At 73.6% G+C, this 14645-nt stretch carries 14 protein-coding genes; 6 read left to right on the top strand and 8 right to left on the bottom strand.

What is annotated here, in order from left to right; genetic code table 11:
- Nucleotides 1–4 precede the first annotated feature (4 nt).
- From ABZ312_RS04795 to ABZ312_RS04805, 3 genes are all read right to left on the bottom strand, one after another.
- Nucleotides 5–781: a helical backbone metal receptor gene (locus ABZ312_RS04795; RefSeq protein WP_500436472.1), complete on the bottom strand. Its 777-nt coding sequence runs from the start codon at nt 779–781 to the stop codon at nt 5–7.
- A 107-nt stretch (nt 782–888) separates the two neighbouring features.
- Complete coding sequence (locus tag ABZ312_RS04800; protein WP_499510903.1) at nt 889–2688, bottom strand: ABC transporter permease/substrate binding protein; 1800 nt, start codon at nt 2686–2688, stop codon at nt 889–891.
- A complete protein-coding gene (locus ABZ312_RS04805) occupies nt 2681–3826 on the bottom strand; it encodes a quaternary amine ABC transporter ATP-binding protein (RefSeq protein ID WP_500359717.1) in 1146 nt (381 codons plus the stop codon). Before ABZ312_RS04805 ends, ABZ312_RS04800 begins: the two co-directional genes overlap by 8 nt.
- Before the next feature lie 175 nt (nt 3827–4001).
- Here ABZ312_RS04805 and ABZ312_RS04810 point away from each other — a divergent pair, with 175 nt between their 5' ends.
- A complete protein-coding gene (locus ABZ312_RS04810; protein WP_500436493.1) occupies nt 4002–4919 on the top strand; it encodes a 5'-3' exonuclease in 918 nt (305 codons plus the stop codon).
- Here the strand turns inward: ABZ312_RS04810 and ABZ312_RS04815 are convergent.
- Nucleotides 4888–6246 (bottom strand): cytochrome P450, encoded by a 1359-nt coding sequence (locus ABZ312_RS04815; protein ID WP_500330624.1) that lies wholly within the window; start codon nt 6244–6246, stop codon nt 4888–4890. The genes ABZ312_RS04810 and ABZ312_RS04815 overlap by 32 nt on opposite strands.
- A gap of 165 nt (nt 6247–6411) precedes the next feature.
- On the opposite strand from ABZ312_RS04815, the gene ABZ312_RS04820 reads away from it, so the two are divergent.
- Nucleotides 6412–7266 carry a siderophore-interacting protein gene (locus tag ABZ312_RS04820; protein ID WP_500330625.1) on the top strand — a complete coding sequence of 285 codons (855 nt, stop codon included), beginning with the start codon at nt 6412–6414 and terminating at the stop codon, nt 7264–7266.
- A 65-nt stretch (nt 7267–7331) separates the two neighbouring features.
- Here ABZ312_RS04820 and ABZ312_RS04825 read toward each other — a convergent pair whose 3' ends face one another.
- From ABZ312_RS04825 to ABZ312_RS04835, 3 genes are all read right to left on the bottom strand, one after another.
- Complete coding sequence (locus ABZ312_RS04825; protein WP_500436474.1) at nt 7332–8108, bottom strand: ABC transporter permease; 777 nt, start codon at nt 8106–8108, stop codon at nt 7332–7334.
- Complete coding sequence (locus ABZ312_RS04830; RefSeq protein ID WP_500359712.1) at nt 8105–9127, bottom strand: ATP-binding cassette domain-containing protein; 1023 nt, start codon at nt 9125–9127, stop codon at nt 8105–8107. The genes ABZ312_RS04825 and ABZ312_RS04830 overlap by 4 nt, the downstream gene beginning before the upstream one ends.
- Nucleotides 9128–9385: 258 nt before the next feature.
- Entirely contained in the window at nt 9386–10093 is a 708-nt protein-coding gene (locus tag ABZ312_RS04835) for a PadR family transcriptional regulator (RefSeq protein WP_500330631.1), read from the bottom strand.
- A 221-nt stretch (nt 10094–10314) separates the two neighbouring features.
- Here ABZ312_RS04835 and ABZ312_RS04840 point away from each other — a divergent pair, with 221 nt between their 5' ends.
- The 4 genes from ABZ312_RS04840 (at nt 10315) to ABZ312_RS04855 (ending at nt 13873) form a co-directional block, all read left to right on the top strand.
- Nucleotides 10315–11883: an amino acid permease gene (locus ABZ312_RS04840; RefSeq protein WP_500359711.1), complete on the top strand. Its 1569-nt coding sequence runs from the start codon at nt 10315–10317 to the stop codon at nt 11881–11883.
- A gap of 119 nt (nt 11884–12002) precedes the next feature.
- Nucleotides 12003–12230 carry a DUF6011 domain-containing protein gene (locus tag ABZ312_RS04845; RefSeq protein WP_500330634.1) on the top strand — a complete coding sequence of 76 codons (228 nt, stop codon included), beginning with the start codon at nt 12003–12005 and terminating at the stop codon, nt 12228–12230.
- A 455-nt stretch (nt 12231–12685) separates the two neighbouring features.
- Entirely contained in the window at nt 12686–12928 is a 243-nt protein-coding gene (locus tag ABZ312_RS04850; protein ID WP_500330635.1) for a hypothetical protein, read from the top strand.
- 3 nt (nt 12929–12931) lie between these two features.
- A complete protein-coding gene (locus ABZ312_RS04855) occupies nt 12932–13873 on the top strand; it encodes an ADP-ribosylglycohydrolase family protein (protein WP_500330637.1) in 942 nt (313 codons plus the stop codon).
- A gap of 15 nt (nt 13874–13888) precedes the next feature.
- Here ABZ312_RS04855 and ABZ312_RS04860 read toward each other — a convergent pair whose 3' ends face one another.
- Nucleotides 13889–14566 carry a TetR/AcrR family transcriptional regulator gene (locus tag ABZ312_RS04860; RefSeq protein ID WP_500330639.1) on the bottom strand — a complete coding sequence of 226 codons (678 nt, stop codon included), beginning with the start codon at nt 14564–14566 and terminating at the stop codon, nt 13889–13891.
- Nucleotides 14567–14645 lie beyond the last annotated feature (79 nt).

Raw genomic sequence — 14645 nt, forward strand, 5'->3', positions numbered from 1 at the left:
CGGGTCAGCCGCCGCGCCGGGCGGGGGCGGGGCCGGCGGGGGCCGGCGGGGCGAGGGCGGCGGCGAGCACGGCCGGCGCCTCGGCCAGGGACGGGCCGTACCAGGTGAGGTGACGGCCGCTGACCAGGGCCGCGGGTATGTCCGGGAACGCCTCGGGCCCGTCGTCCGCGGTGAACCGGTACGGCTCGTCCGGGAGCACGACGAGGTCCGCCCCGCTGCCGGTGAGCTCGTCGACCGGCACCCGCGGATACCGCTCCTGGTGGGTCCCGTAAACGTTCTCGACGCCCAGCCGGGCCAGCAGGTCGCCGGCGAAGGTGTCCCGGCCGAGCACCATCCACGGCCGGCGCCAGACGGGCACGACGGCCCTGCGGGGGTGGGCCGCGGGCTGCAGCGACGCCCAGGTCTTCTCCGCGGCGTCGAGCCAGGCCGGGCGCGGCAGGCCGCAGGCCTCGACGACGACGCGGTGCAGTTCCCGGAAGGCCTGCGGAAGGCTGCGCACCTCCGTGACCAGCACCGTCAGCCCCGCCGCGCGCAGCGCCGCGAGGTCGGGCTCGCGGTTCTCCTCCTCGTTGGCGATCACCAGGTCGGGAGCGAGCCGCACGATCTCCGCGATGTCGGGATTCTTCGTGCCCCGTACCCGCGTGACGCGCAGGTCGGCCGGCTGGTTGCACCAGTCGGTCGCGCCCACGAGCAGGGCGGGCGCCGTGGTCGCCACCGCCTCGGTGAGCGAGGGGACGAGGGAGACCACACGCCGTGCGGGGCCGGAGTCGCGACGGGTCATGTCCCCCACCGTATCCATCCCCGCGGGACGGGGAGGGCCGGACGGCGCGGCTCCGGCACGAGGGAGGGGAAGTGCCGGGTGCCGCGCCGTCCGGGGTCGGGGTCCGGTCAGCCGACGGGGGCGAGCCGCTCCGTGAGACCGGGGTGGGCGTCGAGCCAGTCGCGGACGCCGTCCTGCTCGTGGCCCTGGCCGGCCTTGTGGACGGCGCCCTCCAGCCCGGTCAGCTCCTTCTCGCTCAGCTTGAAGTCCTGGAGCCACTTCGCGACCTTCGGCTCCTCGCCGGCGAAGCCGCCTCGGGCGAGGGTGTGGATGCCGTCGCCCTTGCCCCAGGCGCCGAGCGGGTCCTTCAGCTTCTTCAGGCTGTGCTCGTCGTAGGCCCAGTGCGGGGACCACAGGGTGACCACGACGGGCTCCTTCGCCTTGATGGAGCGGTCGAGCTGGGCGAGCATGCTGGCGGTCGAGCCGGTGGTGACCTCGTACTCGCCCTCCAGGCCGTACCGGTCCAGGACGGTGTCGTTGAGCATCTTCATCATCCCGGCGCCCGGCTCGATGCCGATGATCCGGCCGCCGAACTGCTTGCCCTTGCCCTTGAGGTCGGCCAGCGAGTCGATGCCCTTGACGTAGGACGGCACCGTCAGTTCGAGCGAGGTGGGGCCGTACCAGGAGCCGTAGTCGTCCAGCTCGTTCTTGTACTTCTCCCAGTACGACCGGTGCGTCACGGGCAGCCAGGAGTCGGTCTCGAAGTCGACCCGCCCCGCGGACATGCCGGTGTACAGGGCGCCGACGTCGTACTGGGTGACCTTCGGCTCGTACCCGCGGCGTTCCAGCAGCTCCTTCCACAGATAGGTGGAGGCGACGCCCTCGTCCCAGGGGATGTAGCCGATGTCGACCTGACGGCCCTTGCCGACGTCGTCGGCCTCGGGGACGGCGGTCCCCTCGTCGGCGGCGCCGAAGACGTTCACCCCGCCGGCGACCAGGGCGAGGGCGACGATGCCGACGACGGCGACGGAGGTCTGCGGGCGGTACTTCCACAGCTGCAGGCCGCGCGGGGAGGCGGCCGCGGCCATCGCGCGCCGGCCCAGCGGGGAGACCCGGGTGCCGAGGGCGCCGGTGACGCGGTCCAGGTACATGGCGAGGATGACCACGGACAGGCCCGCCTCGAAGCCGAGGCCGATGTCGACCTGGCTGATGGCGGTGAAGACCGAGGCGCCCAGACCGCCGCCGCCGACCATGCCGGAGATGACGACCATGGACAGCGCCAGCATGATCACCTGGTTGACGCCCGCCATGATCGTGGGGAGCGCAAGCGGCAGCTGCACCCGCAGCAGCGTGCTGCGCGGAGCGGTGCCGAAGGCCTCCGCGGCCTCGACGAGCTCGCCGTCGACCTGCCGGATGCCGAGCTCGGTCATGCGCACGCCCGGCGGCAGGGAGAAGACGATGGTGGCGATGATGCCGGGCACCTGGCCGACGCCGAAGAAGAAGATGCCGGGGATCAGGTAGACGAAGGCGGGCATCGTCTGCATGAAGTCCAGCACCGGGCGCAGGGCGGCGGAGACGGTGCGGTTGCGCGCCGACCAGATGCCGAGCGGCACGGCGAGCACGATGGTGATCACGGTGGCGACCAGCACCAGGGACAGGGTGTCCATGGCCTCGTCCCACTGCTGAACGGAGACGACGACTGCCAGGCCCGCGAAGGAGAGCACGCCCGCGGTCAGACCGCGCAGCCACAGCGCGAGGACCGCGAGGATGCCGGCGAGCAGCAGCGGTGCGGGGGCCTGCAGGACGGCGTCCAGGCCGTCGTACATGCCGGAGACGACGGCGCTGATGAGGTCGAAGAGCGGACCGAAGTGGTCGCGCAGGTAGGTGACGGCGCTGTCGGTCCAGTCGCCGAGGGGCAGCCTAGGCACGCGCCGCCTCCTTCCGCGGCCGGCCCGGCACCCTGGGCGCGGCGTTCTGCGGCCCGGCGGCCTCGGCGTGCGGGACGGCCGCCTGCGCCGTGTCGTCGGTGCACGGCGTCACCGGTCCGTCGTGGTCGCCGAGCGCGGCCAGCAGCCGGTCCTTGGCGATCACGCCGACCACGTCGCCGGCCTCGTCGCGGACGGCCACGGGGTGCGGGACCCGCGCGCTGACCGGCAGGACGTCGGCCAGCGCGGTGCGCGGGGTGACCGTCTCGCAGCGGCAGTCGCCCGCGTCGGGGCGGTGCGGAGGCTCCATGACGGTGCCGGCGGTCAGCACGCGGGAGCGGTCGACGTCGTGCACGAAGGAACTGACGTACTCGTCGGCGGGGCGCAGCAGGATGTCCTCGGGGGAACCGATCTGGACGATGCGCCCGTCGCGCATGACGGCGACGCGGTCGCCGAGGCGCATGGCCTCGTTGAGGTCGTGGGTGATGAAGACGATGGTCTTCTTCAGGCTGCGCTGCAGCTCGATCAGCTGGTCCTGCATGTCACGGCGGATCAGCGGGTCCAGGGCGCTGAAGGACTCGTCCATGAGGAGCACGTCGGCGTCGGTGGCCAGGGCGCGGGCCAGGCCCACGCGCTGCTGCATGCCGCCGGACAGTTCGTCGGGCCAGGAGTCGCCCCAGCCGGACAGGCCGGTGAGTTCCAGGGCCCGCGCGGCGCGCTCCTCGCGTTCCTTGCGGCCCACGCCCTGCACCTCAAGGCCGTACGCGGCGTTCTGGAGCACGCTGCGGTGCGGGAAGAGCGCGAAGTGCTGGAAGACCATGCTGATGCCGTGCGAGCGCACGCGGCGCAGTTCGCGGGCGCTGAGTGCGGTGAGGTCCCGGCCGTCGAAGAGCACCCGCCCCGCGGTGGGGGGATTCAGCCCGTTGAGCGTGCGCAGCAGCGTGGACTTGCCCGATCCGGACAGGCCCATGACGACGAAGATCTCGCCCTCGCGGACGTCGAAGCTCGCGTCGATCACCGCGGCGGTCGTACCGCTCCCGCGCAGTTCGTCGCGTCCGGCTCCGGCCTCCAGACGGCGCACGCCGTCCTCGGGGTCGGCACCGAACACCTTGTACAGATGCTCTGCCTGCAGCCTGTACACATACACCTCACGTGTCGTAGGGAGGACGACCGGCTGCCCCCGCACGCAGGTCGCGGAGCGCTCCTGTCCCGCTCCGGGACGGCGGCTGCCCCGACCCAAGCGGAGCAAACCGTTCCGTGACGGAGGTCACGGTGTCGGCGGCGTGCGGCATCATCGGCGTGTGACTCGACGCCTGATGCTCCTGGACACCGCCAGCCTCTACTTCCGCGCGTACTTCGGCGTGCCCGACTCGGTGCGCGCGCCGGACGGCACGCCGGTCAACGCCGTGCGCGGGCTGCTGGACTTCATCGCCCGCCTGGTCGCCGACCACTCCCCCGACGACCTGGTGGCCTGCATGGACGCGGACTGGCGGCCGCAGTGGCGGGTGGACCTGATCCCCTCGTACAAGGCGCACCGCGTCGCCGAGGAGGTCCCCGGCGGCTCGGACGTCGAGGAGGTCCCGGACACCCTGTCGCCGCAGGTCCCGGTGATCGAGGCGGTGCTGGACGCGCTGGGCATCGCCCGGGTGGGTGTCGCCGGCTACGAGGCGGACGACGTGATCGGCACCCTGACGGGCCGGGCACCCGGCCCGGTGGACATCGTGACGGGTGACCGCGACCTGTTCCAGCTGGTGGACGACGCGCGCGGGGTGCGGGTGCTGTACCCGGTCAAGGGCGTCGGCTCGCTGGACGTGGTGGACGAGGCCTGGCTGCGCGCCAAGTACGGCGTGGACGGTCCCGGTTACGCGGACCTGGCGCTGCTGCGCGGCGACCCGAGCGACGGCCTGCCGGGCGTGCCGGGCATCGGCGAGAAGACGGCGGCGAAGCTGCTGGAGGCGTACGGCGACCTGGCCGGGATCATGGCCGCCGCCCACGACCCCGCCTCGAAGGTCACCCCGGCGCAGCGCAAGCGGCTGCAGGAGGCGGGGGACTACGTGGCCGTCGCGCCCAAGGTGGTGCGGGTGGCCTCCGACGTGCCGCTGCCGGAGTTCACCCCGCAGCTGCCGCGGGAGCCGCACCGGCCCCAGGAGCTGGCCGCGCTGGCCGAGCGCTGGGGGCTGGGCGGCTCGCTGCAGCGGCTGCTCAGCGTGCTGGGGCCGGAACGGGCCGGGTGACGGCGAGGACGTCCCGGTCGGGCTGGAGGGTGAGGCCGACGGTGGGGCGGATCTCCTCGTCGCCGGTGTCCAGGTGGAAGCGGCTGCCGAGGGTGGCCAGCACGATCACCGCCTCGACCATCGCGAAGCGCGCCCCGAGGCAGGCCCGGGTGCCCCCGCCGAAGGGGAACCAGGTGTGGTCGGTGACCGGGTCGGGCGCCCCGTCGAGCCAGCGCTCCGGGCGGAACTCCTCGGGCTCCGGCCACCAGCGCGGGTCACGGTGGGTGGCCCAGGGGCTGATCCAGACCTGGGTGCCCGCCGGGACGGGCTCACCGCCCAGGGCGGCGCCCTCCTCGGCGACGGCCAGGTTGAGCCAGACCGTGGGGCGCACGCGCAGGGTCTCCTTCACGACGGCCTCGGTCCAGCGCAGTTCCGCGTAGTCGTCGAAGCCCGGGGTGCGGCCGCCGAGCACCCGCTCCAGTTCCTCGGTGAGCGCCTCACGCGCCTGAGGGTTGCGGGACAGCAGGTGCCAGGCCCAGGTCAAGGTGGTGGCGGTGGTCTCGTGGCCCGCGTTGTAGAGGGTGACGGTCTCGTCCCTGATCTCCCTGTCGGTGAGCCGGACACCGTGTTCGTCGACGGCGGCCAGCAACCGGCTGAGCAGGTCGTCGCGTTCGCCGCCGGCCTCACGGCGGACGGCGACGATCCGGGCGACCTCGGCGTCGAGGGTGTCGACGGCGGTCTTGAAGCGGATCCGCCCCGGGGTGCGGACCCAGTCGGGCAGCATCGCGCCCAGTCCGCGGAACTCGGCGCCCATCTGCTGCTGGGCGGCGTCCATGCAGCGGCCGATGACCTCCTCGCGGACGGCGGCGTCGGTGCCGAACACGGTCCGTACGGCGATGCGCTGGGTCAGCCCGGTCATCTCGCGGCGTACGTCGATCCGTTCGCCCCCGTTCCAGCGGTCGGCGACCTCCCGTGCGCAGTCGGCCATGGTCGCCGCGTACGCGCGCACCTGCTTGGGCCGTACCGAGGGCTGGACGAGGGAGCGCTTGCGGCGCCAGTCGGCGCCCTTGGCCACCACGACCCCCTCGCCCATCAGGTAGCGGAAGGACCAGCCGAGGTCGGGCAGCGAGAAGGTGGACTCGCGGGCCGAGAGCAGTTCCCCGATGAGCGCGGGATCATTGAGGAAGCGCGCGGGGGTGCGGCCCATGGCCCAGGTGACCTGCCCGGACCCGCACTCGCGGAGCGCGGTGAAGAAGGCGAGCGGGTCCTTGGCGAACTGCGGGAGGTTCCCCAGCAGCGGCACCCCGCGCGGTCCTGCGGTGATCGCGGTGGCGGTGTCGGAACCCATGTGCGCCGGCCTCCCGGGTAGCGTCGGATCGCGTCCGTCCCATCAAAATCGGAGAACGGCGGATCGGAACCGGCGTTCGAAGATCTCGTGATCTTTCCGAGACCGGGCTGCACAGGACCGGCCCGATGGGTTAGGCTTGCCTAACTTAGTGCGAGGAGTGTGCTCATGGCAGACCGTCCGGTGCGCAGGAAGCCGCAGCTCAACCGCGCGCGGGTGCAGCACGTGGAACGGCTGACCCCGCACATGATCCGCGTGGTGCTCGGCGGTGAGGGCCTGGCGGGATTCCCCGTGGGCGAGTACAGCGACCACTACATCAAGCTGCTGTTCCCGGTCGAGGGCGTGCGCTACCCCGAGCCGTTCGACATCCAGCGGATCCGCGCCGAGTTCCCCCGCGACCAGTGGCCGCGCATCCGGACGTACACCGTGCGCCGGTGGAACGCGGAGGCGCGCGAGCTGACCGTCGACTTCGTGTACCACGGCGACGAGGGCCTGGCCGGCCCGTGGGCCGCGCGCGTCCAGCCCGGCGAGGAGGTGCTCTTCCTCGGCCCCGGCGGCGCCTACGTTCCCGGCTCCGCGGCCGACTGGCATCTGCTCGTGGGCGACGAGAGCGCGCTGCCGGCGATCGCCGCCTCCCTGGAGCGGCTGCCCGAGGGCGCTCCCGCCCGGGTGTTCGTCGAGGTTTCCGGCCCGGAGGAGGAGCAGAAGCTCGCCACGCCCGGCAACGCCGAGGTCACCTGGGTGCACCGCGGCTCCCGGCCGGTGGGCGAGGCCCTGCTCCACGTCGTGTCCGGGCTGGAGTTCCCGCCGGGTGACGTGCAGGCCTTCGTCCATGGCGAGGCGGGCTTCGTCAAGCAGCTGCGTCGTCTGCTGCGCGTCGAACTGGGCGTGCCGCGTGAGCGGCTGTCGATCTCGGGGTACTGGCGCACCGGCCACGACGAGGACGGCTGGCAGGCCTCCAAGCCCGAGTGGAACCGCCGCATCGAGGAGGAGCAGGAGCCGCCGCGGGCGCTCGCTTCCTGACGTCGCGTACGCACCAGGCGTGACCCCGCCGTGGGGTCACGCCTGGTCGTGGTACCGGCCGGGTCTCAGACCGACTTCTGGTACGAGCGGAAGGTGCGGGTCGACAGCCCGACCGCGGCGACCGCCACCACCAGCAGCGCGCCGCCGCGGGTGAGCACCGCACCCCAGTCGGGGCTGTCGGCCATCGCGGAACGGCTCGCGACGAGCGCCCAGTTCATCGGGTTGACGTCGGCGAGGTGCCGCATCCAGGACGGCATCAGCGCGGGCGCCATGAAGGCGGAGGACAGGAAGGTCAGCGGCAGCAGCAGGAAGGTGTTGATGCCGATGATGCTCTCGCGCTGCCGTACCAGCATGCCCATGGCGTTGGAGAACGCCCCGACCAGCGTGCCGAGCAGCACCGACGCCGCGACGAGCACCAGCAGCCCGACGGCCCCGCCGGGGTAGTCGGCGCCGCCGAGCTTGCCGAGGGCGACGATGACGACGGACTGCAGGGCGGTGCTGAGCCCCTGGGAGACGACGTTGCCGTTGATGAGCGCGGCGCGGCTGACCGGGGTGGTGAGGAAGCGGTTGAGGGTGCCGCGCTCGATCTCCTCCAGCGTGCCCATGCCGGCCCACATGCTGGAGGACAGCGCGCTCATCACGACCACGCCCGGGACGAGGTAGTCCAGGTACGATCCGCCGCCGAAGCCGGGCAGCTCCACCACGCGGCGGAAGAGCGCGCCGAACAGGAAGAGCCAGATCACCGGCTGCACCAGGGTGATGAGCAGGTACGCGGGCTGGCGCCAGAACGCCATGAGATGACGCTGCGTCATGTACCAGGTCTGGGTGAGCGCGACGGTCATCGGGCACCTCCGGCGGGGACGGTCGCGGACCCGGCCGCGGGGGTGGCGGTGTCGGCGTCGGCGAACCGGCGCCCGGCGTAGCGGAGGTACACGTCGTCCAGCGAGGGCCGGGCGACGGTGACGGAGGCGACGGCGGCGCCCTCGCGCTCCAGGACGGCGAGCACGTGCGGCACGGCCGCGGCGCCGTCGTCGGCGCGGGCGCTGAGCCGGCGGCCGTCCAGCCGGGCCTCGCGCACGCCGGCGAACTCGCCGAGCGCCGTCTCCAGGAGGTGGGCGTCGACCGGGCCGGCCGGCTCGCGCAGTTCCACGTGCACGGCGTCGCCGCGCAGTTCGCCCTTGAGCCCGTCGGGGGTGCCCTCGGCGACGACCCGGCCGCGGTCGACGATCGCGATGCGCTCGGCGAGCCGGTCGGCCTCCTCCAGGTAGTGCGTGGTGAGCAGGATGGTCAGGCCGTCGTCGCCCGCCAGGCGCGCGATCTCCTCCCACATCGCGGTGCGCGCCTCGGGGTCGAGGCCGGTGGTCGGCTCGTCGAGGAACAGCACCTCGGGGCGGTGGACCAGGCCGAGCGCGACGTCCAGGCGCCGCTGCATGCCGCCGGAGTAGGTCTTCACCGGCCGCCCCGCGGCGTCGGCCAGGTCGAAGCGGGTGAGGAGCTCCTCGACGCGGCGGTCGAGCGCGGCGCCGCGCAGCCCGTACAGCCGGCCCTGCAGCCGCAGGTTCTCCGCGCCGGTGGCGACCGGGTCGGCGCCCGACCTCTGGGCGACGACACCGATGGCCCGGCGCACCCGGTCGGGGTGGCGCAGGGCGTCGTGACCCGCGACGAGGGCGGTGCCGGAGTCGGGACGGGCCAGGGTGGTCAGGATCTTCACCGTGGTGGACTTCCCGGCGCCGTTGGGGCCGAGCAGCCCGAAGACGGTGCCGGTCTCCACGGTGACGCCCATCCCGTCGAGGGCGCGCACGTCTCCGGGATAGGTCTTGACGAGGTCGTGCGCCACGATCGCGGGCGCGCGTGTGCTCATGACAGATTCCTCCGCCTGCCAAGGGGGCCGTGCCTGCACGGCCCGGTGATCGGTCGGTTCGCGGGCCCGTGACGGGCCGCACGGTGGCCCTGGTGAACGGGCCTTCCACGAACGGCCGGACCGATCGGCGGAGGGGACTGCCGGGCTATCCTGGGTGTGCCGCACCTCGATCGCCTGGCGACTGTTCCCGCAGCCGTCCGGTCCGGGGTCACCGCCCCCGGCGCGCGCTGTTCCCGCAGCGAGCGCCGGGGGCGTTCCTCATGTCGGTGTCGCGTCGGGGCCGGCCCGCCTCCCCAGCTCCTCCCAGGAGTGCCGCGCGGTGGCCGATTCCCCGGCCCCCTCCTCGGACTCCGTCCAGGCTTCGGGCATCTCGCCGGTCTCATGCCAGCGCCGCCACTCGGCGGCTCCGGAGATGGTCCCCCTCTCGAGTTCGCCGAGGAAGCCGCGGATCCACTGCGCCTCGGCCTCGAGCATGTGGACCTGGTACTCGGTCTCGATCAGGAACATCCGCGGCAGGTCGTGCCGGAGCCTGGCGAGCACGCCGTGGACGCCGGCCGCCTGCACCTCCAGCTTCGCGACCCGCTCGGTGAGCAGGTCGACCACCTCGTCGGCGGGCAGCACGAGCAGCAGCGACAGCGCCGCCTCGAAGGCCGGGTACTCGCGCACCGGTACGGCGACCAGGTCGGCGAGCCAGTCGTGCAGCTCCTCCCGGCCGGCCCCGGTCAGCCCGTACAGCGTGCGCTCGGGGCGGTTGCCCTGCCGCTGCACGCCGGTGACCTCCACGAAGCCGTGCTTCTCGAGGTTCTGCACGACGGTGTAGAGCGAGCCGTAATTGATCTTGATGCTCTGCTCCTTGCCCCGCTGCCGAAGCACCTGGGCGATCTCGTACGGATGCATGGGGCGTTCGCCGAGCGTCGCCATGACGGCGAGGGCCAGCGGGTTGCCGAGCTTGCGGCGCTTGGCCATGCCCGAACACCTCCCTCACTCGCACCCGTATATCCGTGACCGAACATATCGCGAGTCATCCACCCTGACAAGCGCGATACATCGCGAATTGCGGGGAGGGTCGCACCGGCCCGACGGCGGTGAGCACCTTGGAGCGTCGCGGACATGAACGTGACACGCGGGCGAAATGGACCGCCCCTAATTTCTGTCACCCGACAGGAATCCAGCGACAGGGGTCCGCCATGACCACCACCGCACCGTCCGCGCCCTCCGCTCCCCCGCCGCCCCCGCCGGCCTCCGACGACGGCACCCTCGCCGGCTTCGGCTACCGCCAGGAACTGCACCGCAGCATGGGGCGCTACGCCTCCTTCGCCGCGGGCTTCTCCTTCATCTCCGTCCTGACGACGGTCTTCCAGTTCTTCGCCTTCGGCTTCTCCTCCGGCGGTGCCGCCTTCTTCTGGACCTGGCCCGCGGTGCTCGCCGGGCAGCTGCTGGTCGCCGCCTGCTTCGCCGAACTCGCCGCCCGCTACCCGCTGTCCGGGGCGATCTACCAGTGGTCGACCCGGCTCAGCACACCGACGTGGGGCTGGTTCGCCGGATGGATCATGGTGATCGGCCAGGTGGTGGTCGTGGCGGCCGCCGCGCTCGCCCTGCAGGTCGTCCTGCCCGCGATCTGGCCGGGCTTCCAGGTCCTCGGCGGCGATCCGGCGCCCACCACCGCGACCGGGGCGGCCAACGCGGCTCTGCTCGGCGTGGTGCTGCTGGCCCTCACGACCGTGGTCAACACGCTCGACAACCGGGTCATGTCGGCCGTCAACCGCGTCGGCGTCACCGCGGAGATCATCGGTGCGGGCCTCATCGTCGTCCTGCTGTTCACGCACGCCGAACGCGGTCCCGGCGTCACCCTCCACACCGGCGGCCAGGGCGGCGCCGTCGGTGCGCTCCTCGTCGGCTCCTTCACCGCCGCGTACGTCCTCATCGGTTTCGACAGCGCCGGCGAGATGAGCGAGGAGACCCGCTCGCCGCGCCGCACCGCCCCGCGCACCATCCTCACCGCCCTCGCCGCGGCCGGCGCCCTCGGCGGACTGCTCCTCCTCGGCGGACTGCTCGCCGCCCCCAGCCTCACCGACGGGCGGCTCGCGACGGAGGGCCTGAGCTACGTCCTCACCAGCAGCCTCGGCGCGGGCGTCGGGAAGGCGCTGCTCGCCGACGTCACCGTCGCCATCGCCGTGGCCACGCTGGCCATCCAGACCGCCGGCACCCGCATGCTCTTCTCCATGGCCCGCGACGGCGTCCTCCCGTTCTCCGCCCGCCTGTCCCGGGTCTCGCCCCGTACCGGCATGCCCGTCGCGCCCGCGCTCGTCGTCGGTGTCGCGGCGGCCGCGCTCTGCCTGCTCAACCTCCTGTCCCCGGACGCCTTCCTGGCCATCGGCACCACCTGCATCGCCATGCTGTACCTGGCCTACGCGATGGTCACCGGCCCGATGCTGCTGCGCCGGCTGCGCGGCGAGCGCTTCGGCGCCGGCGGGACGGACGAGCGGGGCCGCCCGCTGTTCTCCCTCGGCCGCTGGGGCCTGCCCGTCAACGCGCTGGCCCTGCTCTACGGGCTGGCCATGACGGTCAACCTCGCCTGGCCGCGGGCGGCGGTCTACGACCCGGCCGGCGGCCACTGGTACTTCCAGTGGTTCACCGTGCTGTTCCTGCTGGGCAGCGTGGGTGCGGGGGTCGCGTGGCGGCTGCTGAGGGCGCGTCCGGGGCGCTCGGCGGAGAACGCCCGCCTCGCCGAGGCCCTCCCGGAACCGACCCGGTAGCCACGGCAGTTCGGCGGCACGACGACCCTCCCCCTCTCGACCTCGGGGAGGGGCGTGCGGCACCGGTGTGGCACCGGCCACCGACAGCGCCCGGGGGTCGGCGCTGCCACACTGGCCGTATGGCCGTACCCGCACCCGAGCCGTCACCCCTTCCCGGCCTGTCGCCCGACGGGCAGCCGGCGCAGGAGCGCCCGACCGTCCTCTGCGCCGACTGCCACCGGCCCCTCACCGCGCACGACGCCCGGCTGTGGGGCCGGGGCCGCGGCTGCCGGCGCAAACACGGACTCGGCGCGGCACCGCGGACCGGGCGCTTCGACGTCGAGCAGGAACAGCTGCCGGGGACGTGAACACGCGCCCGGGCCACGCCACGTGAACGAACGGCTTCTTGCACACGAGGCAGATCATCTTCCGCTGCCACTCCTCGTTCACGCGCTTCGCGGCCTCCACCCTGCCCCGTTCCCGCAGACGCCACACGACGCCGGCGACGGCCACCAGCAGTCCGGCGAGGATCGCGCCCGACACGAGCAGCGCCATCCCCGACAGGAGCAGTCCCACCGGCCATGCGAAGGCACCCTCGGCCGGCAGCCGTCCGAGATCAGCCTTCACGGCGAACCCGGCTCGACCGTCTGCGGCTCACCGGCCCATGGTCACCATCCGTCGGGCGTGGGGGTGAGGCGGCTCACTATTCGTCGACAAACCGACAAGGCGCCTCCCCCGCCGAGCGCCGGGCGCTCGCGGCCCCAAGCACGTCCGCGGCCGACCCGATGCCCCGTCTGCCGTGGCGGACGCGTACGGTACAGCCGTGAAATCTGCGCACTGGACCGCCGCAGTCCTGGCCCTCGCCGCGCTCGGCATCGTCGTCGCCGTCGTCGTCGCCGTCGCCGAGGGCAATCACGCCCCGGTCGTCATGCCCTCACTGCCCATCACGGTGCTCCTGCCCGTCGGCCTCGGGCTCGGAGCCCGCCATGCGTGGCGGAGGGCGACCGGGCGCGGCGCGCCGTCCGTCGGCGTGGACCACCAGGCATGGCAGTCGCGCGGGCGCTGACAAGTGACGCACCGTGAGGAGCGCGCTGCGGGCGCGATCGTCGGATCGGCCGTCGGCGACGCGCTCGGCGCGCCCTTCGAGTTCGGCCCGGCGGGCGCGTTCAGCGCCCGCTTCCCCGCACCGGGCGCGGGTGACGAGATGTGCGGAGGCGGCGGCTGGGACCCCGGTGAGGCCACCGACGACACGCAGATGGCGGTGCTCGTGGCCGATTCCCTGCTGGAGTCGGGCACGCTCGACCTCCCCGACGTCTTCGCGCGGTTCGTACGGTGGGCGGCCGCCGACCCCAAGGACATCGGCCTGCAGACCGAGGCCGTCCTGACCTCCGGCGACCCCTGGGACCTGGCCGCGGCGGTGCACTTCCAGACGCATCACCGGGCGGCGGGCAACGGCGCCCTGATGCGGGCCGCCCCCGCCGCCGTCCACTTCGCCGGGCACGGACGCGCGGCCTCCCTCGACGCCGCACGCAGGATCGCCGCCCTCACCCACGGCGACCGCGCCGCCTGGGAGGGCAGCGCGATCCTCCACGACCTGGTACGCGTGGCCCTCGACGGCGGCGACCCGGTCGCCGCCGCGGTCGTGGCCGACGCGCTGGCACAGGTCCCCGAGCCCTTCCACGAGCGGTGGGCCGCCGTCCTCGCGCCCGGTTGGCACCCCGGCCTGGCCACGGAGTTCAACGGCGCCGTCTGGCCGTGCCTCGGCTCCGCGGTCTGGGCCGTGCGGACCACCGGCGGCTTCGAGGCCGCGCTGCGCGCCGCGGTCGACCTGGGCGGCGACACCGACACCGTCGCCGCCGTCACGGGGACCCTCGCCGGCGCGGTGTACGGCCTCGCGGCCGTACCCGAGCGCTGGACGGCCCACCTGCACGTGCCGGTACCGGGCTGGCCCGGCCGCGTCCTGCGCGTCGCCGACCTGATCGCCCTGGCGGCCCGGCTGACCGGGGACTGACCTGCAGGGGCCGCGTCACACCGCCAGCAGGGCCTCGCCCTCGCGGTGCAGGGCGGCCAGGCCGCCGTCCGGGCAGCCGGCGACGCGCAGCGCCGCGTCGGCGGTCGCGGAGGCGAAGGCCGGCCCGTCGGGGATCGGGTTGTCTCGCCTGATGAGGATGACGCCCTCGATGAGGCCGAAGACGAGGTCGGCGCGGACCGCGAGATCGGCGGCGCCGAGCGCGGCGCCCGGCACCGTCGCGGCCAGCAGGGCGGCGTAGACGGCCTTCAACTCGTCCCGGACGGCGCGGAAACCGGCGAAGCGCTCGGCACGGACCTCGGGGAGCAGGTAGAGCGCGCCGAGGTTGTGCGGCCCCCCGCACAACAGGGCGACGTCCGCCCGGCACAGCGCCCACAGCCGGGCCTCGGCAGGGGCGTCCGTGCGGGCGACGAGCGAGTGCGCGAGGTCCAGGGACGGGCGGACGGTGCCCTCCAGGAGCGCGGCGAGGAGGTCCTCCTTGCCGCTGAAGTAGTGGTACATCGAGGCCTGCCGCATCCCGGCGCGCTCGGCGACGGCGCGGGTCGTGGTGGCCGCGTAGCCCTGCGTGCTGAACAGTTCGGCCGCGGCGGCGAGGAGTTCCTCGCGGGCGGTCAGGCCGCTGTCCGGCCGCGTCTGCGCGCGCGGCCGCCCGACACGCCGTCCCGTGGTGCTCACGCCTCGATCCTCGCACAGCCGATCGGCCCCGTGGCGAGCCCCGAAGTGACCGGTGCCGCCCGGCGTCCGGGCGACGCCC

This window comes from Streptomyces sp. NPDC006207, assembly GCF_040613835.1.
In the GTDB taxonomy this organism is placed as follows: domain Bacteria; phylum Actinomycetota; class Actinomycetes; order Streptomycetales; family Streptomycetaceae; genus Actinacidiphila.